The organism is Ruegeria sp. CH2 (assembly GCF_056537065.1).
In genome coordinates this window covers 730383-750082 of sequence record NZ_JBQFQV010000001.1, presented here as the reverse complement: position 1 = coordinate 750082, position 19700 = coordinate 730383, and the positions used below count along the sequence as shown (strand labels likewise).

The 19700-nt window shown below is 55.6% G+C and carries 20 protein-coding genes; 8 read left to right on the top strand and 12 right to left on the bottom strand.

Annotation, left to right across the window (positions count from 1 at the left end):
- Positions 1–3: 3 nt before the first annotated feature.
- Positions 4–1347, bottom strand: a complete 1344-nt coding sequence (gene dddP, locus ACR0M9_RS03735) for a dimethylsulfonioproprionate lyase DddP (protein ID WP_480485264.1) — start codon at positions 1345–1347, stop codon at positions 4–6.
- Positions 1348–1469: 122 nt separating this feature from the next.
- On the opposite strand from dddP, the gene ACR0M9_RS03730 reads away from it, so the two are divergent.
- The gene (locus ACR0M9_RS03730) at positions 1470–2213 is read left to right on the top strand and encodes a heme-dependent oxidative N-demethylase family protein (RefSeq protein ID WP_480545395.1); all 744 of its coding nucleotides are present in this window, start codon (positions 1470–1472) and stop codon (positions 2211–2213) included.
- A 36-nt stretch (positions 2214–2249) separates the two neighbouring features.
- Here ACR0M9_RS03730 and ACR0M9_RS03725 read toward each other — a convergent pair whose 3' ends face one another.
- The 4 genes from ACR0M9_RS03725 to ACR0M9_RS03710 all read right to left on the bottom strand — a co-directional run bounded on the left by ACR0M9_RS03725 (position 2250) and on the right by ACR0M9_RS03710 (position 6208).
- Entirely contained in the window at positions 2250–3152 is a 903-nt protein-coding gene (locus ACR0M9_RS03725; RefSeq protein ID WP_480772862.1) for a hypothetical protein, read from the bottom strand.
- A gap of 200 nt (positions 3153–3352) precedes the next feature.
- Positions 3353–4141 (bottom strand): lytic murein transglycosylase, encoded by a 789-nt coding sequence (locus tag ACR0M9_RS03720; RefSeq protein ID WP_480485269.1) that lies wholly within the window; start codon positions 4139–4141, stop codon positions 3353–3355.
- A gap of 288 nt (positions 4142–4429) precedes the next feature.
- Positions 4430–5836, bottom strand: coding sequence for a type I glutamate--ammonia ligase (glnA, locus tag ACR0M9_RS03715; RefSeq protein WP_480538134.1), 1407 nt, complete (start codon positions 5834–5836; stop codon positions 4430–4432).
- A gap of 33 nt (positions 5837–5869) precedes the next feature.
- Positions 5870–6208 (bottom strand): P-II family nitrogen regulator, encoded by a 339-nt coding sequence (locus ACR0M9_RS03710; protein WP_480772861.1) that lies wholly within the window; start codon positions 6206–6208, stop codon positions 5870–5872.
- Between the two features lie 169 nt (positions 6209–6377).
- Between ACR0M9_RS03710 and ACR0M9_RS03705 the strand changes: the two genes are divergently transcribed.
- The 3 genes from ACR0M9_RS03705 to tig all read left to right on the top strand — a co-directional run bounded on the left by ACR0M9_RS03705 (position 6378) and on the right by tig (position 10960).
- The gene (locus tag ACR0M9_RS03705) at positions 6378–8021 is read left to right on the top strand and encodes an NAD(P)H-hydrate dehydratase (RefSeq protein WP_480772860.1); all 1644 of its coding nucleotides are present in this window, start codon (positions 6378–6380) and stop codon (positions 8019–8021) included.
- Positions 8022–8330: 309 nt separating this feature from the next.
- The gene (locus tag ACR0M9_RS03700; protein ID WP_480772859.1) at positions 8331–9455 is read left to right on the top strand and encodes a porin; all 1125 of its coding nucleotides are present in this window, start codon (positions 8331–8333) and stop codon (positions 9453–9455) included.
- A 173-nt stretch (positions 9456–9628) separates the two neighbouring features.
- Positions 9629–10960: a trigger factor gene (tig, locus tag ACR0M9_RS03695; RefSeq protein WP_480504714.1), complete on the top strand. Its 1332-nt coding sequence runs from the start codon at positions 9629–9631 to the stop codon at positions 10958–10960.
- Positions 10961–11063: 103 nt separating this feature from the next.
- Here the strand turns inward: tig and ACR0M9_RS03690 are convergent, their stop codons facing one another.
- The 6 genes from ACR0M9_RS03690 to rpsF all read right to left on the bottom strand — a co-directional run bounded on the left by ACR0M9_RS03690 (position 11064) and on the right by rpsF (position 14857).
- Positions 11064–11918, bottom strand: a complete 855-nt coding sequence (locus ACR0M9_RS03690; RefSeq protein WP_209503550.1) for an acyl-homoserine-lactone synthase — start codon at positions 11916–11918, stop codon at positions 11064–11066.
- Positions 11919–12025: 107 nt separating this feature from the next.
- Positions 12026–12727, bottom strand: a complete 702-nt coding sequence (locus ACR0M9_RS03685; protein WP_267364591.1) for a LuxR family transcriptional regulator — start codon at positions 12725–12727, stop codon at positions 12026–12028.
- 235 nt (positions 12728–12962) lie between these two features.
- Entirely contained in the window at positions 12963–13448 is a 486-nt protein-coding gene (locus tag ACR0M9_RS03680) for a transglycosylase SLT domain-containing protein (protein ID WP_480504716.1), read from the bottom strand.
- Positions 13449–13614: 166 nt separating this feature from the next.
- Positions 13615–14235 carry a 50S ribosomal protein L9 gene (gene rplI, locus ACR0M9_RS03675; protein ID WP_480772858.1) on the bottom strand — a complete coding sequence of 207 codons (621 nt, stop codon included), beginning with the start codon at positions 14233–14235 and terminating at the stop codon, positions 13615–13617.
- 12 nt (positions 14236–14247) lie between these two features.
- Positions 14248–14475: a 30S ribosomal protein S18 gene (gene rpsR / locus ACR0M9_RS03670; protein WP_005608650.1), complete on the bottom strand. Its 228-nt coding sequence runs from the start codon at positions 14473–14475 to the stop codon at positions 14248–14250.
- 28 nt (positions 14476–14503) lie between these two features.
- Complete coding sequence (rpsF, locus tag ACR0M9_RS03665; protein WP_209503558.1) at positions 14504–14857, bottom strand: 30S ribosomal protein S6; 354 nt, start codon at positions 14855–14857, stop codon at positions 14504–14506.
- A gap of 281 nt (positions 14858–15138) precedes the next feature.
- Here rpsF and ACR0M9_RS03660 point away from each other — a divergent pair, with 281 nt between their 5' ends.
- Entirely contained in the window at positions 15139–15657 is a 519-nt protein-coding gene (locus ACR0M9_RS03660) for a hypothetical protein (RefSeq protein ID WP_209596809.1), read from the top strand.
- 125 nt (positions 15658–15782) lie between these two features.
- Entirely contained in the window at positions 15783–16355 is a 573-nt protein-coding gene (locus ACR0M9_RS03655; protein WP_209503563.1) for a YceI family protein, read from the top strand.
- A gap of 57 nt (positions 16356–16412) precedes the next feature.
- Here ACR0M9_RS03655 and ACR0M9_RS03650 read toward each other — a convergent pair whose 3' ends face one another.
- Positions 16413–17636 carry a cytochrome b/b6 domain-containing protein gene (locus tag ACR0M9_RS03650; RefSeq protein ID WP_480772857.1) on the bottom strand — a complete coding sequence of 408 codons (1224 nt, stop codon included), beginning with the start codon at positions 17634–17636 and terminating at the stop codon, positions 16413–16415.
- Between the two features lie 174 nt (positions 17637–17810).
- Here ACR0M9_RS03650 and fabD point away from each other — a divergent pair, with 174 nt between their 5' ends.
- Both fabD and fabG read left to right on the top strand, forming a co-directional pair.
- Positions 17811–18749 carry an ACP S-malonyltransferase gene (gene fabD, locus ACR0M9_RS03645; RefSeq protein WP_209503566.1) on the top strand — a complete coding sequence of 313 codons (939 nt, stop codon included), beginning with the start codon at positions 17811–17813 and terminating at the stop codon, positions 18747–18749.
- A 42-nt stretch (positions 18750–18791) separates the two neighbouring features.
- Entirely contained in the window at positions 18792–19529 is a 738-nt protein-coding gene (gene fabG / locus ACR0M9_RS03640) for a 3-oxoacyl-[acyl-carrier-protein] reductase (RefSeq protein ID WP_480504723.1), read from the top strand.
- The last annotated feature ends 171 nt before the right edge of the window (positions 19530–19700 follow it).

Here is a 19700-nt window from a genome sequence, read left to right as displayed (position 1 = left end):
GCCTTATTCGATTCCCATCAATTGGGGGTCAAAGGGATATCTGGACAGGTTCTCATACCCGGTTTCGGTAATGAGAACCTGATCCTCAAGCTTGATGCTGAAATCGCCACCGACTTCGCCAACGCAGGCTTCGACGCACAGCACCATGCCGGGCTCCAGCGGATAGTCATATGCGCCTTCGACGGCTTTGTCCGGATACGCAACCAGCGGCCATTCATCACACAATCCCACTCCGTGCATCAGGCAGCCGTATTTCTGCGCCTGAAACTTGTCATCAAGCCTGTGCGACATGGCGGTAAGTTCCGGGATCATTACGCCGGGCTTCAGCATCTGCATGTTGGTCATGATATGTTCATGCGCGTGCTGCATGGCATAGATCATGTCAGGGCGGGGTTTTTGGTCGCCAATCCACCAAGTGCGCGAGATATCGATGCATATCCCGTATGACCCGATCAGGTCGGTGTCGAAGGCGATGATTTCGTTTTGCTGCGTGATGCGGGGCCCGCATTCCTGGAACCAGGGATTCGTGCGTTGGCCTGATGCCAGCAGGCGGGTTTCAATCCATTCGCCACCGCGCCGGATGTTTTCCGCGTGCAGAACAGCCCAAATATCATCCTCGGTTGTCTTTCCATTGCCGACATTCGCGCGTGCAAAGCGCTCCATCTCCGCCACAGCGGTTTCGCAGGCGTGATTGGCACAGCGCATGGCCAGAATCTCATCCGGTCCCTTCACGGCACGGGTCTTTTCGGTCAGCTCTTCACCTTCCATGACCTCAAAGCCCTGCGCCTCAAGCGCGCGCAGACCATGCAGCATGATCTTGTCGACAGCCAAACGTTTGTTGCCGCCGCCATGCGCATCGATCAGTACGCGCACCTCGTTCGAGAAAACATCTGCCGCAATATCCACCTTGTCGCCACGGTCGAAGTAAAACAGGTCCGCGCCTGACCGCTGCTCGCGCACCAGCGGATTGAACGTGCTGAGGAAAGGTGAGTTCTTGTAGTCCCAGATCACCATATAGCCATTGGCACATAACAGCACCGCGCGAAACGGGTTATGCGTATTCCACAACTGCATGTTCGTGCTGTCGGTTGCGTAGCGGATGTTCAGCGGGTCAAAAACCAGCAAGCCACCATATCCGCGATCAACGATGGCCTGCGTCAGTCGTTTCCAGCGGTGTTCCCGCATCCGGGCAAGATTGGGCAGTTCCAGCCCCGCAGCAGCCCATTCGTCAAAAGCCAGCTGTGTCGGTCCGATCTCGATCCGGTCATTTTCGTTTGGCGTGCCATCACCCAGCGTAGCGCCTCGGCTGGGGTCAATCTTGCGCGTGTCTCGGTAATGCTTGTTCATGACGGACCTCGTTGCTTGTTCAGTCAAACCTAAGGTGCCCATATCGATCGTCTTGGAAAAATGCGACGGCGATCCTGTCGTTTTCGACCGACAAATATTTCGACCCATGCTAAGCCACTGGAATGAATAAAATTCTGCAAGATAAAATACCGTATGATGTCGGCGACCTACGTGCTTTACCGGGTATCCAGCCTGCAACGATGGAAAACTGGTTGCATCGGGACGAAGCTTTTGCAGGTCAGATGCAACGCCGGCAGAAGCTGCTGACGGAACGCCGCGATGACGTTCTGGCGCTTGATCCGCAGGCAGAACCCGCCGCTCGGGAGCTGCTCGACCTTGTGCTGTCGCAGGTCTATCCCAATGCGGGTGAGGAGGTCGTCAGACCCGACGGAGTAAGTGTCGCAGTCGACCGGGCGCAGCCGCTTGATACATTGTGCAGGCTGGTTCAGGAGGATTTTTGCATCCTGCAAAAGCGCGGAACTGAACATGTATTGACCGGCGCAATCCTGTGTTTCCCGGCCAGCTGGCTTTTGTCCGAAAAATTCATGCGACCACTGATCGACATCCATGTGCCTGTCGCAAGTTACGACGAAAATATCGCCAAGCGGGTGCAGCGCCTGTTCGACGGGATACAGCCCGGCCGTCCGCTCTGGCGTTTTAACGCGCTTTGGTATGAAGACCCCGAACTGTTTCAGCCCCGAAGCTCCAGTGACAGGCGGGGCGACACAGATCGACGTAAAACGTCCTACTTGCGAAGTGAGCGGCAAACCCTGCTGCGCTTGCCGAAAACGGATGCGGTCGTCTTTTCAATCCACACTTATATTCTGGCCGCGAACGCGGTTCCCAAAATGGAAAACCCCGCCTAAAGGCGGGGCATCCAAGGAGGGTCTTCTGTAATTCTCTTATTGGCCCAAGGCGGCCGCAACATCGGCAAACGCGTTCGTTGCGTTCAGGGCAACTATCGCGAAGGTAAAGACAAGCACCTGTGTGTTGAGGCGAAAATCTTCACCCCGGATCAGATTGACAGCAGCCATTGACAGGGCAATCGGGGTCGAAACGCCAGCCAGTACACCCGTCATGCACCAACTGCTGAGACGCAAAACGTCACTTGGCTTTACGACACCATCTTCGTCATCGAACGATTCCTGACCTGGCCTGTTTGTATCTTCACTGCGAAACGCGATGCTGAGCAATTGTTCATCTGTCAGCTGGATCGGGCGGGACGTCGAAGCATGAAGAACACTTATGGTGTCATCGTTCTCGGGCAAATTCATTGCCGAAAACTGCCCGGTCAGCGACTGAAAAATTTGTTTTCTGTCGCGTGTTCGGCTGGGGGTCAGAGTGTCAAAGGCGCTCATGAACTGCTCGACCGTCAGAACCGTGTGTGGCGACAGCCATTCAACGCGCCGGGTCGAACAGATATCGACCATGCGATACAGAATGACGACCATCATCAGTTCCGAAATCTCGGAGTCATCCAGCAGGGGGGAAACCGGCGTGATCGAAAGAACCAACCTGTTTTGCGGATTTGCGGCGCGGGGTTTTGTTATCGTTTTTAGCCCCGCGGCGCGATCCATACGCTCGTACCGGTCTTCCTGCTCGGGGGTGCCTGTGTCCAGGGTCAGTCGCACAAGGTACTGACTTGAAACAATGCTTGCTTCGGAATTGCTCAGCAACGCCTTGCGTTCGACCAGATGGCCGTAATCTTCCAGCGTCGTGGCAACGATTGTGCCAAAACGCTCGATCGCGCCATTTGCGTCGCCATTGAATTGCAGGCCGCCATGGTAGCTGTGCTTCCGAGCCACTGCACTGTCCTTTTTTGCGTACTGTTCAGCAAACACTGTAACAACCATTCGTGAGGAGAATTTGGCGGAAAATGCAAAAAAGGTGATTTTACCCCGGCATTGGTTACGCATTGGAAACCAAGAAACTAAAGGCTTTTGTTTGTCACTGTGGCGGAAATGTGGCGAAAGCGGGTGCGGAGTGTGTTTTTGGTGCGACCGGGCTATTGGTCGATTCGGGCGGCCATGATTGCTATGGATTGCTGATAAACAGAGGCCGCGTTCCACTGTTTCAGCACTTGAAAATTCCGCTCCCCTGGCTGATAGCCACGCCCTGGCTTCCACCCTTTCTTGCGAAGAAAATTGGCGGTCGAGGCAAGCGCGTCGGTCATGTCATAGAAGTCCACCCGACGGTCGCCAGTGGCATCGACGCCATAGGTCAGGGCGTTGCCCGGCAGGAACTGAGTGTGACCCAACTCGCCATGTTTTGCCCCTTTTGTCGCCACGGTAATGCTTCCTGCATCGACCAGTTTCAGTGCCCCGATTGCGTGCGGAACAAAGAACTCGGACCGGCGACAATCATAGGCCAGTGTCGTGATTGCGGAAACAACCTGACTGTCTCCCATAAAATTGCCAAAGCCGGTTTCCATGCCGTGAATGGCGATCAGAACGCCCGCCGGAACACCGTATTGCCGTTCAAGCGCAGCGTAGAAACCCGGATTGGTTGCCTTGCGCTTGCGCCCCTGCGCGACGATTGCATCAGCGCCTCTGACACGCATGAATTTGTCCAGCGTGTATTTGAAGCTTTTCTGATTGCGATCCGCCGCGATTGTGCCCGTGGCGTATTGCGCCTGGGCAAGCGCCTGAAGGCCCTTCTTTTTCACACCAGCCTTGCGGGCCTGCTGGGCGAAATCGGCCTTCCAGGCCTCGAACCCCGCGCTGGTATTCCCACAAGGCGCGGCCAGAAGGGGCGAAGACACAAGCAGGGCGATTAACACGTAAAGACGAAACATAATTATTATCCGATGGTGTTGAAATCTGTGGCCAGCCTACCTTGAGCTTTGAATTGGGCAAAGCAGTTCGTTGGAGTGGCTCCAACCGCTCCTGCAAATGCCTGTTGATTGGTCTGCGGAGTGCCTTTGAAGGATTTCAGATCCTCAGCATCGGGCGCATAGCAAGGGCGAAGGTAAAAAGTGTGTATTCTGCGCTATGGCGCCCGATGAGGCTGAACAGCGACAGACCGGCGCAAATGAAACAGGGGCGCCCGTTTGAGCGCCCCTGCAAATCCATGCCGTGGTTGCTTAGCAGCTGTAATACATGCCGTATTCAACCGGGTGTGGTGTGTGCTCGTAGGTTTCGACCTCTTCCATCTTCAGGGCGATGTAGCCGTCGATCTGGTCCTTGGTGAACACGTCACCTTGCAGCAGGAAGTCGTGATCCGATGCCAGCGCTTCCAGAGCTTCACGCAAGCTGCCGCAGACAGTCGGGATACCGGCCAGTTCCTCGGCAGGCAGATCGTACAGGTTCTTGTCCATGGCTTCGCCCGGATCGATCTTGTTTTTGATGCCGTCAAGGCCGGCCATCAACAGAGCGGCAAACGCCAGGTAGGGGTTTGCAGCCGGATCGGGGAAACGAGCCTCGACACGTTTTGCTTTAGGGCTTTCGGTCCATGGAATACGGACACAACCCGAACGGTTACGGGCCGAGTAGGCGCGCAGAACGGGGGCTTCGAAACCGGGGATCAAACGCTTGTAGCTGTTGGTAGCCGGATTGGTGAAGGCGTTCAGGGTCTTGGCGTGCTTCAGGATACCGCCGATGAAGTACAGCGCTTCGTCCGAAAGATCAGCGTATTTGTCGCCCGCGAACAGTGGCTTGCCGTCTTTCCAGATTGACATGTTCACGTGCATGCCGGTGCCGTTGTCACCTGCGATAGGCTTCGGCATGAAGGTTGCCGATTTGCCGTACGCATGAGCCACGTTGTGGATGACATATTTGTACTTTTGCAGCTCATCCGCCTGCTTGGTCAGGCTGTCGAAGATCAGGCCCAGCTCGTGCTGGCAAGACGCAACTTCGTGGTGGTGCTTGTCGACCTTCATGCCCAGACGCTTCATGGTCGACAGCATTTCCGACCGCAGGTCCTGCGCTTCGTCGATCGGGTTCACCGGGAAGTAGCCACCCTTGACGCCCGGACGGTGGCCCGTATTGCCCATTTCGTATTCGGTGTCGGTGTTCCATGATGCGTCAGTTGCATCAACTTCGTAGGATACCTTGTTGATTGTGTTCGAATAACGGACATCGTCAAACAGGAAAAACTCGGCTTCGGGACCCATATATGCGACGTCACCGATTCCTGATGCCTTCAGGTATGCTTCGGCTTTCTGCGCTGTGCCGCGCGGATCACGCTCATAGGCTTCGCCTGTATCGGGTTCGACAACCGAGCAGTGCACGCAAATGGTTTTCTCTGCGTAGAACGGATCAACATATGCACTATCGGTATCGATCATCAGCTTCATGTCCGAAGCTTCGATCGACTTCCATCCTGCGATGGACGAACCATCAAACATGAAGCCTTCGTCCAGGAAGTCTTCGTCGACCTGATCGGCCATCAGGGTCACGTGCTGCAGCTTGCCGCGGGGGTCGGTGAAACGGACGTCGACATATTCGGCGCCCTCTTCCTTGATCAGCTGAAGAACTGCGTCCTTGCTCATTCTCTTGATTCCTCTGACTTGAAGATTGGTATGTTAGAGCGCTTCCGAGCCGGTCTCGCCGGTACGGATGCGAATGGCTTGTTCAACCGGAGAGACAAAGATCTTTCCGTCGCCGATCTTGTCGGTTTTGGCAGCCGACACGATGGCTTCGATGGCGGCATCCACCTGGTCATCGTCCAATACGACCTCGACCTTCACCTTGGGCAAAAAGTCGACAACATATTCCGCTCCACGATACAGCTCGGTATGGCCTTTCTGACGGCCGAAACCTTTGACTTCGACGACGCTGAGACCCTGAACACCTACGTCCTGCAACGCCTCTTTCACTTCGTCCAGTTTGAACGGCTTGATGATCGCTTCGATCTTTTTCATTCCGGCTCACCTTGAATGGTTGTCTCAGGCGCAGTGATCACGTCTAAGATCGGGCGGCAACGTGATTGCGGTATCGGTTGGGTCGGTATCCGTTGAAATCAGGCTCTGTGCTAAATTTTAGGCGGTTTGCACAAAAAGTAATCGAAATTGAATCGTGCGAAGGTGTGATATGACGGAATTGCTGACAGCAGCGCAGATGAAAGCCATCGAGCACGCGGCCATCAGGTCCGGTGAGGTTACGGGTTTGGAACTGATGGAGCGGGCAGGGCAATGTGTTGTCGAGGCGATCTTCGAGGAATGGCCGGATCTGGACAGGCGAGGGGCCAGCCCCTCGCGCTCCCCGGAGTATTTGGAAAAAGATGAAGAGGATCCGCTGCGTGCAGTCGTATTGTGCGGCCCCGGAAACAACGGCGGTGACGGGTTTGTCGTGGCGCGGCTTTTGCGGGAACTGGGCTGGAGGGTTGAGGTATTCCTGTATGGCGATCCAGATAGGCTGCCGCCGGATGCGCGGGTGAGTTATGAGCGATGGGGTGGTTCGGCAAAGGATGTATCTGAGATCGCACGGGGCAGAATCTTGTATCCGGATATTCTCATCGACGCATTGTTTGGGACCGGTCTAACACGATCGATTGAAGATGTGAGGCTATGGGAAATTCTCTGGGCATATAATGACGCTGAGACGGCAAGGGAGTTGCGGCGTCAGGATGCGGGTACGCACATAGTTCCTCCACGCACGGTCGCGATAGACGTTCCTTCAGGTCTTTGCGCAGACTCAGGCAAAGTCGTGGGAGAACTTTTCCCTCAGCATGGACGTCGCTGTGCACGATCAGCACTTACGGTTTCGTTTCATTCGAGAAAGCTTGGCCACGTGCTGAGTGAGGGACCATATTTTTGCGGACATGTTGTCACGAAAGATATCGGATTGAGACAGGATGCGGGGGGCGACGAGATTTCGAAGGCTGTGGATAATCTGCCTGGGGTTTGCCTTGGTAAGAGTATGAATGAGCACAAATACACCCATGGGCATGCCCTGATCCTTTCCGGTGGGCCCGGCAAGACAGGTGCGGCGCGACTGGCGGCGCGGGGGGCGTTGCGAATTGGGGCAGGGTTGGTGACGCTGGGGGTGCCATCCTTGGCTTTGGCAGAGGTGGCGAGCCGGATCACCGCCCTCATGCTACAGTGCGTTGATGGTTCTCAAATGCTGTCAGACGTACTGCAGGACGTGCGGATGAACGCCCTTTGTCTTGGCCCTGGTTTGGGGTTGGAGCGAGCGCGGGACCTGGTGCCGGTCGCCCTGATTGCGAAACGTGCGACGGTTCTGGATGCGGATGCGCTGACGGCATTTGCGGGCGATCCAGAAAACCTGTTTGAAATGCTGCATGACCGCTGCGTTCTGACCCCGCATGGCGGAGAGTTTGCGCGGCTGTTCCCCGATCTGGCGGAAAAGCTGAGCGAAACGCCGGTCAGAGGCCCCGCCTATTCCAAGGTGGACGCAACGCGAGAGGCATCGGCACGTGCGGGATGTGTCGTGTTGTTCAAAGGGCCGGATACTGTCATTGCGGCGCCGGACGGGCGATGCTCGATCAATGCCGCATGCTATGATCGCGCAGCCCCTTGGCTTGCAACCGCCGGGTCAGGCGATGTGTTGGCCGGTTACATCGCCGGGCTATTGGCGCGGGGATTCGATCCGATGACGGCGGCTGAGACAGCAGCATGGCTGCACGTGGAATGCGCACGTCTTTTCGGGCCGGGATTGATCGCCGAGGATCTGCCTGAGCAGTTGCCCGGTGTTTTCAAACAGCTGAATATCTAGTTGTTTTGGGCAGAAAGCAGCTCAGGCTCTGTCAGAATGGCATGTTTTCGCTGTCAAGATGTGTGCAGATGCATACCGCATATTTGCCAGGTGCATAGGCAGGCATCACTAATCGTTTGCAAGCTGCCAGTACGAGATGGAGCCGTATCTTGTAAGTTAATGAAAAATAATGTAAAATGTCAAAATTATTAGTATGTTCTGTTGCTAAAATACAATTCTTGCGTAAGACAAGGCGCAGACCACTGGAACGCTCGGATTCAGTAAACAAATGGGCAGTATCTGAACCCCGAACCAACTATGGTGAGTGAAATGACCCCAAATATCAAAAAGATATCGGTTGCCGCCTTTCTGACTGCCACGGTCGCTGTTCCGGCAGCCGCAGAGCTGAAATACGAAAATAACAGCGGCGGCTATGTGCTGCTTTACGGGCAGTTTAACCCGGCCTTGATTTCTGTTGATGACGGACAAGATACCGAGACCCGGGTCCTCGACAACGATCTGTCGAACAGCCGGGTTGGCCTGCGTCTGATGCAGCCATTTGGCCAGAACGAGTTTACCTTCCGCTTGGAATCGGCGTTGGGATTGCCGAATTCGACTGAATGGAACCAGAACGGTACAAACTTTAGCGGCTGGACCCGCGACGATATCCGGTTTGTGGATTTTGCCTTGAAGGGCAGCTACGGCAAGTTCTCGGCAGGTCAGGGCAGCATGGCGGCAGATGGTGCTGCAGAAGTGGACCTGTCCTATGTCGGCACCGCGCTGTATTCGTTCACAAACGATGAGAACTCTGGCTTTTTCTATCGCGGCACAAACGGTGTGCTGAGCGGTATTACGGTTGGTGACAGTTCCAGCAACTTTGATGGCTCACGTCGTGGGCGCGTCCGGTATGACACTCCAACGGTTAACGGATTCTCGGCCGCTTTTGCATATGGTCAGAACATTCTGTCCAGCAGTGACGATGATGACTACTACGATGTCGGCGTGTTCTATGAAAACACCTTTGCAGGCGGTGTAGAGTTTGCGGCAGCTGTCGCGTATTCGGTGCGGGAGCGGGATGACAATTCAGGGGATCGCAAGGATACACTCGGTTCGGCCTCGGTGCTGTTGCCCAGCGGTCTGGGGTTCACGATTGCCGGCGGCACGCGTGACGATGACCGAGCTGGCCAGACGGACCCGAATTACTGGTACGGCAAGGTCTCGTACGAGGGGAACTGGGTATCCTGGGGTAAGACAGGTGTCGGCATCGACTATTATGACGGCGGGGATTTCGAAACCAACGGGTCCGACACCAAGGCATGGGGTATCGCTGTCGTGCAGAAGGTCGAAGCGATCAATACCGATGTTTACCTGAAGTATCGCAACCACGATTTCGATGACGGAACGTCGTTCGAAAACAACGAAGCCTGGGTACTGGGCGCGCGCTGGAAGTTTTAATTGCCTTCCAGCGAGCCAACACGAACGCCCCGGTTTTCGGGGCGTTCTTTTTTGCCAAAACCAGGTTGATTCAGCCTTTGCCCCTTGCACGTTGGCGGCTGGGCAAATAGAAGGCGTCAAATTTGCCCGGCGCGCCCGTTTTGCGCGCCCCGAATCCTATGGGGACTACCAAAATGCAGGTTACCGAGACGCTGAACGAAGGTCTGAAACGCGGCTACAACATCGTTGTGACCGCAGCCGAACTGGACGACAAGGTCAATGAAAAGCTGACCGAAGCACAGCCGGAAATCGAAATGAAAGGCTTCCGCAAAGGCAAGGTGCCGATGGCGCTGCTGAAAAAGCAGTTTGGCCAGCGCCTGCTGGGTGAGGCGATGCAGGAATCCATCGACGGTGCGATGAACAAGCATTTTGAAGACAGCGGCGACCGCCCCGCGCTGCAGCCCGAAGTCAAGATGACCAACGAGGACTGGAAAGAAGGCGACGATATCGAGGTCGCGATGTCCTACGAAGCGCTGCCCGCGATCCCTGAGGTCGATCTGAAATCGGTCGCGCTGGACAAGCTGATCGTCAAGGCGGATGATGCCGCCGTCGAGGAAGCGCTGAATAACCTGGCTGAAACCGCTCAGGACTTCAAAGCCCGCCGCAAGGGTTCGAAAGCCAAGGATGGCGACCAGATCGTGTTCGATTTTGTCGGCAAGGTTGATGGCGAAGAATTCGAAGGTGGATCGGCCGAAGATTACCCGTTGGTTCTGGGGTCAAACAGCTTCATCCCCGGTTTTGAAGAGCAACTGGTCGGTGTGAAGGCCGAGGAAGAAAAAGACGTCAACGTGACATTCCCGGAAGAATATGGTGCCGAACACCTGGCCGGAAAAGACGCGGTCTTCACCTGCACGATCAAGGAAGTGAAAGAGCCGGTTGCAGCCGAGATCAACGATGAGCTGGCGATGAAGTTCGGCGCCGAGGATCTGGCCGCTCTGAAAACTCAGATTTCGGAACGTCTCGAAGCAGAATATGCGGGCGCGTCGCGCGCGGTCATGAAGCGGGCCCTGCTGGACGTGCTGGACGAAAAAGTGTCGTTCGACCTGCCACCGTCGCTGGTTGAAGCCGAAGCCAAGCAGATTGCACATCAGCTGTGGCACGAGGAAAACCCTGAAGTAACCGGTCATGACCACGGTGAGATCGAACCCACCGATGAGCACAACAAGCTGGCCGAACGCCGCGTGCGTCTGGGTCTGCTGCTGGCCGAGCTGGGCCAGAAGGCAGAGGTGGAAGTCACCGACGCCGAGATGACCCAGGCGATCATGAACCAGGCGCGTCAGTACCCGGGTCAGGAACGCCAGTTCTTCGAGTTCGTGCAGCAGAACGCTCAGATGCAGCAGCAACTGCGCGCGCCGATCTTCGAAGACAAGGTTGTCGACTATGTGTTCGAGCTGGCGCAGGTCAGCGACAAGGAAGTCAGCAAGGACGACCTGCAAAAAGCCATTGAGGCATTGGAAGAGGAATAATCCTCTTCCTTCCCTCTTTGTTCAGAGAGGGGTAAAAAAAACGGAGCCGCCTGTAAACAGACGGCTCCGCATGGGTGGCTTTTGTATCTATGAGGTGAGGGGGTCAGGCCTCATGAGCAAAAGCACGGGGGGTATCTAGCAGAGCGATCTTCTGCTCTGGTGTGAACGTATCCGAGAGCGCTTCGATCAGCTTCAAAACGTCCTGACGTTCAGCTTCGTTTCTTGCGGCGCTCATCTGTTCCACAAAATACTTCTCAAGTTCGGTCAGTGGCTTGTGATCCTGATTGGCCGGGCTCTGGGTTGCTGCCTTCTTGGCTGCAAACAGTGCCAGTGCCTCTTCGTCATCCATAAAGACGTTCTCATGGATGCCTGCAAACTCACGCAGGCCCGAGATGCGTTCATCGGTGCAATCCAACAGGGCGGCCAGTGCCGAGACTTTCCCCATGGGAACCGTTTCACCGACATAGTCGTATGGCGCGCAGTTCGACCGTTTCAGAACCCGGTCCATGACCGGATCGATTACGGTGATGATATCCTGAATACCTGCGTTCTTGGCATATTCCAGAGAGCCGATCATAAGCTCGCAGGTGGCATAAGAGACTGAGTTCTTTTCCTTGCCGCGTGTAAGGCGTTGCGTGTCCACGCAGAAGCGTGTCGATTCCCACATTGTTGCGCTGCGCAGTGGTGCTTCCCCGCAGAGGATGGCCGAAAACACATCCGACAACATATGAGGTCCTGTGGTCTGAAGGGCACGCACGGCTGCGACGACATTCCCCCCGTCGTCGAGTCCGATTACGTATGCCGGGTCCAGATGATCGAATTCATCAATTTCCTTGCCGTCTTCGATCTTTACGTCCCATCCAAGACGTCCGCCAAAAACACGTGCTCTCAACTCGAACATTTCGTCAAGAACTTCGCTGAACATATGTCTGTTCAGGCCATCTACCACGATGATCATTTCTTCCCCCTTCGAGTGGTTGTTCGGTAATATTGACGTTACCGCTCTCGAAGGATTTTTCTATTGGGGGATTCCCGTATTTTGGCGGAATTTGGGGATTTTTTTGTTTATCCCGGGGTAATAAGCCCGATCGCTATCGCCCGCCCTACGGCCTGAGGGGTGGTCAGCGCACTAAGCTTTTCCCGGCTCGAACGCAAGTGTACTTCTACGGTTCGGTGCGAAATCGACAAAATATCGCCGATATCCTGCTGCGACTTACCTGCAGCGACCCATTGCAGGATTTCCGCTTCGCGAGAGGACAATGTCGGATGATATAGTGCGCCGGTCAGCTGATCCGAGGACACGACGTTGTCGTGGATGTGCACGGCCATGGCCTGCAAATCGCCGATAAAGTTCGTGTAAAGCTTACGCCACTCTTCCTTGCTGCAATTTCGGGTAGCGCTCAGCAGGCCAATATCACCGTAAGGGCCGCGTACCGGGATCGTAACACCCTGACTAGGCAAGCCAAAATCATGAGCATCCCGGAACACGCGTTGAAAGTCCGGACTTCTTTCCAAACGGCTCCAGTCCACCGGCGCAATACTGCGGCGAGCCATGTGGATGGTCGGATCAATCATGATCAGACCCTGTTTCTGGTAGTGCTCAGTCCAGGCGTCGTCATAGGTGACAAAGCCAGCCACAGTTCCTGCCGCCGGATTCATACCAGCATAGGCAGCATGATCCATGTCATGCTTCTCACAGATTTGCCTTAGAAATTCGGTATATCGAACTTCTGAATCCGGCAGGGTGCTCAGATCGACAATTTCCATGTGGCGCCTACCAGCTGTGGCCCATCTTGCTGCCCGATGGTGTCGTCGAGCATGCGTATTACACAGAGTGGAACCCGTTTACCTCACCAAGTCAGAACATCATACTTTTCTAAACATGACAAGGAGAGGTCTAAATTGTCTGTGCAATATCGCATATTGCGACACCCAATAGAACATTTTTGTCACTATTCAGTTTCAAGTGCTGATTCCGATCGAATTCTGACGCGAATGACCGTCAGGGTGTTGGCCTAAGCCCGGTTTCGACCAGCATTCCTCGGGCTTTAGCTTCGGGATAAAAACCTTTGGCGTACAGAAAAATTGCCCTGCGTTGGTCCCCATCTGAAAGCATCCACGCCCCGCGCAAGTACTTCCCGGCAAACTCAAGGTTGGTGTCGGCGTCCAGCAAACCTTCGGCTTTGCCGGTGTATCCCATCGAGCGCGCCGTGGCTGGCAGGATCTGTAGAAGGCCGTAATAGGGCCGGTTGACGGCCCATGGTCGGTGTGTGCTTTCGCGAATGGCCAGCTTGTGAACCAGTTCCCGCGGAATCTCGTAATGGTCCGCCCATCTGTTGATCGAAGCTCTCAGCTCGGGCGTTTCATTCGGGTGGAGCGGCGGGTCAAAATGTGGCGTACCCGCCTTGGAGACCTGGTCTGCCCCGCAGGCAACCAACGACACAAATAGAAACAGTGCCAGGAAACTTTGGCGCAGATAAACAAGCATTTTTCGGTCCTCTGGATTTTGGCGGCAATGATACGGAACGACAATGAGCCTTCAAGCGTACACGGGAAAATGGGCTGAAACTTGCCGGTACGACATGTGAATACAAAGGGAAAAAAGAAAAGGCCGCGCTTTGGCGCGGCCTTTAGAATGCTCACAAGCGGCCAGATCAGGCTTTGGCTTCGTCTTCTGCAACCGGTGCCGCGTCGGCAACCATGTCATCATCATCCGAAGCGGCCGAGCCGATGTCGTCGAACAGTTCGGCGATCTCGAATTCAGCAGCGGCTTCTTCTTCAGCAGCCAGTTCCTGAATCGATTTGCCCGAAGCCTGCAGTTCAGCTTCTTCTGCCGAACGGGCCACGTTCATCTTGATTTCGACTTCAACTTCGGGGTGCAGTTTCACTGCGACAGTGTGCAGACCCAGTTCCTTGATCGGGGCGATCAGGATGATCTGTTTCTTGTCGACGGTGAAACCTGCTTCGGTTGCGGCGTCAGCGGCGTCACGCGGGGTGACCGAACCGTACAGAGCGCCGGCATCCGATGCCGAGCGAATCACGACGAACTGCTGACCGTCCAGCTTTTCAGCCAGGGCCTCAGCTTCTTTTTTGGTTTCCAGGTTGCGGGCCTCAAGCTGCGCTTTCTGGGCTTCGAACGACGCGATGTTGGCGTCCGATGCGCTCAGGGCTTTGCCTTGGGGCAGCAGGAAGTTGCGGGCATAGCCAGGCTTGACGTCAACGACGTCGCCCATCTGACCCAGTTTCGCAACGCGTTCCAGCAGGATAACTTGCATGTCAGTCTCTCCTTACTTCACAGCGTAGGGCAGCAGGGCGAGGAAGCGAGCGCGCTTGATAGCACGGGCCAGTTCACGCTGCTTTTTCGCCGAAACGGCAGTGATGCGCGAAGGCACGATCTTGCCACGCTCAGAGATGTAGCGCTGCAGCAGACGGGTGTCTTTGTAGTCGATTTTCGGCGCATTTTCACCCGAGAACGGGCAGACCTTGCGGCGGCGGAAAAATGGTTTTGCGGCCATGGGTTATAGTCCTTTTCTCAGGCGTTGATCAGCGGCGCTCGCGGCGTTCGCCACGTTCGTCGCGCTTCTGCATCTGAACCGACGGACCATCTTCGTGGCCGTCGACCTTGATGGTCAGAACGCGCATGACATCTTCATGCAGACGCATCAGGCGTTCCATTTCCTGCACCGCGCCCGAGGGGGCATCGGTTTTCAGAAAGGCATAGTGGCCCTTGCGGTTTTTGTTGATCTTGTAGGCCATCGTCTTGACGCCCCAGTACTCGCTGTCAACCAGCTTGCCGCCGTTGTCAGCCAGAACGGTGCCGAAATGTTCGACGAGGCTTTCCGCCTGCGCGTTGGACAGATCCTGACGCGCGATCATTACATGCTCATACAGTGGCATGTGCACTCCTGTTTATATCAAGGCGCATTTCATAGGCGGGGCCAAACATTCCTTCGCGACCCTGCCACGAGAGGCTGCGCGATTCATATGACTGCGAAGGATGGCCCCGTATACACGTCTGAGCCGCAAGGGCAAGCCCTGCCACACATGCCTCTGAGACGCCGCCCAAATTCCTTTGGGTCGCCCAATTGCTGACGCTTTTCGGCTCAAAGTTGTTTTGCATACCGGGCATCAACCGGATCAACAGAATTTCGAAAGTAACCTTAAAAGGGTGACGCGTTATGACCGCTACTAACACAAACGCATATCAGGAAAACGTTGCCGGCTCGCGCTTTGAGAATTCGGTGCCGGTAATGATCACATTTGCACCGAACTGGAAGGCCCGCCTGATACTGGCGCGGATGGTCGGGGCGTTTTTGATCGTTTCCGCGTTTTCAATGTGGTTGATGCCCGGATCGGTCGTTGGCGCAGATGTTTGGCCGATCAAGATGGCGGCATCCATGCTGTTTCTGGTCGTTGGCGTCGCCTTGTTGACAATCGAGGTTTTCGACCCGCGCCCTGACGCCTATTTCGACCCGATCCGCCGCGAAGTCCGGGTATTGCAAAAGAACGAAGACGGACGCCCTCAGACTGTCCTGCGCCGCAGCTATGACTCGCTGGGTGGGGCGCGTTTTGAAGAGAATGAGGTTCACCTGTTTGACGTGGACGGAAGTCTTTTGATGAAGCTGCCGCTTGAATCGGCGGATGTCAGCCGGGCGCTGAAAGGGCAGCTCAGCAAAAGCGTAACAATTTTCGGTTGATTTTTATTCTGTTCAAAAAAGAACAGAAGTTGTGAATCAAAAAAGGTTGTGTGCCGCCCTTGGGCGGCACATTTTGTATTCAAGCAGTCCTGACGGACTGCATTCACAAAACCGCGGAGATTGATATGAAATCCACCCTTCTTGCTGCTGCATTGGCCGTATCAGCGACAACGGCATTCGCCAGCGCCGAGAAATACGTGTTGGATCCCAGCCACAGCCAAGTCATTTTCAGCTATGACCACCTTGGGTTTTCAACCACGACTGGCATGTTTTCCGGCTTTGAAGGCGAGATCATGTTCGACCAGGAAAACCCCGCCGCTTCGAGCGTGAGTGTGTCGATGCCCGTTTTGGAGATGTTTACCGGCTGGAAACCCCGTGAAGATCACTTCATGACCGAGGATTTCTTTGGCGCGGCCGAAGGAGATTTGATCACCTTTACTTCGACAGGAATCGAGGTGACTGGTGAAAACACCGCGAACATCACCGGCGATCTGACGATGAACGGTGTGACCAAATCGGTTGTTCTGGACGCAAAGCTCAACAAGGCTGACACCCACCCGATGGCAAACAAGCCCTGGGCTGGTTTCAACGCGACAACAACGCTTGTCCGTAGCGAATTCGACCTGGGTCAGTTTGCACCGTTTGTCAGCGACGAAGTGCAAATCCAGATTTCGGTCGAGGCACAAAAAGCCGAGTAATCACAGAATCACGAACAGAAAAACGCCGGTGATCAAATCACCGGCGTTTTTTTTGCCTTACTGACCGCGTGCCGCTGTGAGTTCTACGGATACTGCGACGGTAAAGCCCAGCGAGTCTTCGGTAGGCTGCGATGTGCCTACATCAAACTCCAGCCGGTTAAGCTCGGTCGTGCCCGCCATGGTGGCTGTGTCGCCCTGAAGATCCAGCGAGAAGGGCAAAACGACATCGATCGACTTGTCGCGAATTGTAAGCGGACCGCGCGCCTCGTAACCATTTTCGGTTTTATAAAGGTCGGCTTTGAACTGAGCAGTCGGGAACCGGGCGTTGTCGAAGAAATCCGGTCCCATGGCCTGATCGGTTACGGTTCCAAGACTAAGCGAGCTGATGGCTATCGTGACATCGACAGACCCTGCCGGGCCCGGCTCTGTGGGTTCGTCAAAAGTAATTGCGGCCGTCCAGTCCGAAAACGAACCTGTGACGGGGCTATTCAGTTGCGAAATCGTAATCGACAGCGTGCCGTTCTGAACCTTCCATTCGGATTGAACCTCGGTCAGTTGGACATCCGGTGCTTCACCTACGTTAGGGGTAAGCTTACCCGTTGCCCAGCCTCCGGTGACGACGACACCCCAGACCACCAATGCGGCGACGGCTGGAATCAGTGAATGGGTTTGATGTGGTGGTTCCGGCACATCAGACAGGCCCGGTAACATCCGGCGCAATGTGCCGTCCTTGTCGATGACGTGATGTTTCAGCGCACCTGCAACGTGTAGGACAAGGGAAACAACCAGAACCCACATGAAAAGCCAATGCAGAACTCCTGTAACCTCGGCCACGGCGGTGGATTTCGGTACAAAAGGCAGATTTTGGCCGAAGGGCCAAAGGATTGGGGCAAAGCCTTCGGTCGCGGCGTGGTGAATCCAGCCGGTCAGCGGCACAAGGACCAGCGAACCGTAAAGCAGCCAGTGGACGGTTTCAGCGGCAAAGGCTTCGGGCTTGTTGTCAGCATTCAGAAGGCCGGGCTTGGTTTGCGTGAACGCCCAAAGAATGCGGGCCAATGCCACGAAGAACACGGTAACCCCCACGGTTTTATGCAATGAGAACACGCGCGCCGCACGGGCAATTTCCAACTCGGTAGGGGCCGTTGCCGAGTGCAGTACCGCATGCGCCAGATTATCTGCGACCCAGCCGAGGGGCAAAGCCGTGAAGATCAGCAACGCGGTCAGCCAATGAAACGTCTTTGCGATGCTGCCGTAGCTTGAAAAGGAATTGGTCGATTGCATATGTCGGGCGCTCCGGGATTCTAGGGTGTGCCCAAGGTAAAGCCGGATGAAACAGACACAAGTGAGCGCGGGTGCACAAAAAAGGTGCCAGAATGCAGAAAGCAGGCAATACTTGTGCCAGACGGTCAGTCAGTTTACACCCCGCCGCAACCTGACACCATCCATGAGGTTGCAATGACACTCGCGTTCGTTTTCCCGGGGCAAGGCGCCCAGACCATAGGTATGGGCAAAGCTCTGGCTGAGGCCTACCCGGCAGCTCAGGCCATCTTCGATGAGGTGGACGACGCGTTGGGCGAGAAGTTGAGCAGCCTGATCTGGGACGGCGATATTGCTGACCTGACACTGACCCAGAATGCACAACCCGCGTTGATGGCAACGTCGATGGCAGCCATGCGCGCTTTGGAAGCCGAAGGCGTATCTGTCAGCAAGGCGGCTTTTGTGGCGGGGCATTCACTGGGTGAATACTCGGCTCTGGCCGCAGCGGGTGCCTTGTCTGTTGCAGATACTGCGCGTCTGTTGCGCACCCGTGGTCAAGCCATGCAAAGCGCCGTACCCGTTGGCGAGGGGGCCATGGCCGCCATTCTGGGGCTGGATCTGGAGGCCGTGCGCGCCGTGGCGGAAGAAGCCGCACAGGGCGAGGTCTGTCAGGCCGCAAATGACAACGATCCCACACAGGTCGTCGTGTCGGGTTCAAAAGCCGCTGTCGAGCGCGCAGCCGAGATCGCCAAGGAAAAAGGTGCAAAACGTGCCGTTATGTTGCCGGTAAGTGCTCCATTTCACTGTGCGCTGATGAAACCTGCTGCAGATGTAATGGCAGAAGCGCTTGCTGCCGTCGAAATTAAGGCCCCTGTCGTACCTTTGGTGGCCAATGTGCGCGCTGAGGCTGTCAGCGACCCGGATCTGATCCGTCAATTGCTGGTCGAGCAGGTGACGGGTTCGGTTCGCTGGCGGGAAAGCGTGCAATATATGGCGGCTCAAGGCGTGACTGAAACATGGGAAATCGGCGCTGGCAAAGCGCTGTCCGGTATGATCCGCAAGATCGATCGCGAAATCGCGGGCAAGGCTGTGGGTACACCGGAAGACGTCCAGAAGGCCATTCAGGCCGAATCGTAAGCTCAATTCGCGTTGTAACCGACGCAGCAAGAGGGAAACCGAATGTTTGATTTAACAGGTAAGAATGCGCTGATCACCGGTGCTTCGGGCGGTATCGGAGGCCACATCGCACGGGCGTTGCATGGCGCAGGTGCAACGGTTGGGTTGTCCGGTACACGCGTTGAACCGCTTCAGGCTCTGGCCGACGAACTGGGTGAACGCGCGCATGTTCTGCCCTGCAATCTGAGTGACCCGGAAGCCGTTGAAGCGTTGCCAAAGCAAGCGGTCGAGGCGATGGGATCGGTGGACATTCTTGTAAACAACGCCGGAATCACGCGCGACAACCTGTTCATGCGCATGTCTGATGAAGAATGGCAAAGCGTCATTGACGTGAACATGACCTCGACCATGAAACTGTGCAAAGGGGTGATCCGGGGCATGATGAAGGCGCGCTGGGGTCGTATCGTCAATGTCTCGTCCGTTGTGGCCGCAATCGGTAATCCGGGGCAGGCGAACTATGCCGCATCGAAGGCCGGTATGATCGGGTTTTCCAAGGCTTTGGCCCACGAAGTCGCGACCCGCGGAATTACTGTGAATGCCGTGGCACCTGGATTTATCACGACGGCAATGACCGAGAAACTGACCGAGGAACAGAAAAAGGGTCTGTTGCTCAAGGTTCCAGCCGGGCGCATGGGCGATCCGGAGGAAATTGCAGCTGCCGTTCTGTATCTTTCCAGCCCCGAAGCGGGCTATGTTACCGGAAGCACCTTGCATGTGAACGGCGGTATGGCCATGTTGTGAGCGCGACAGGGGCGAGTGCGAAAGCGTTTGCCTCTTGCGTCGACTATGCTATAGGCGGCGCATCTATGCGGGGCCGGTCGTTCAGGTCGGCCTTCTATTTCCCGGTTCGCCGGGACCGAAACCGCCCAAAACGGGCAAACCAAAGCCAACCCGTGCGGGCAAGGGCAGAAT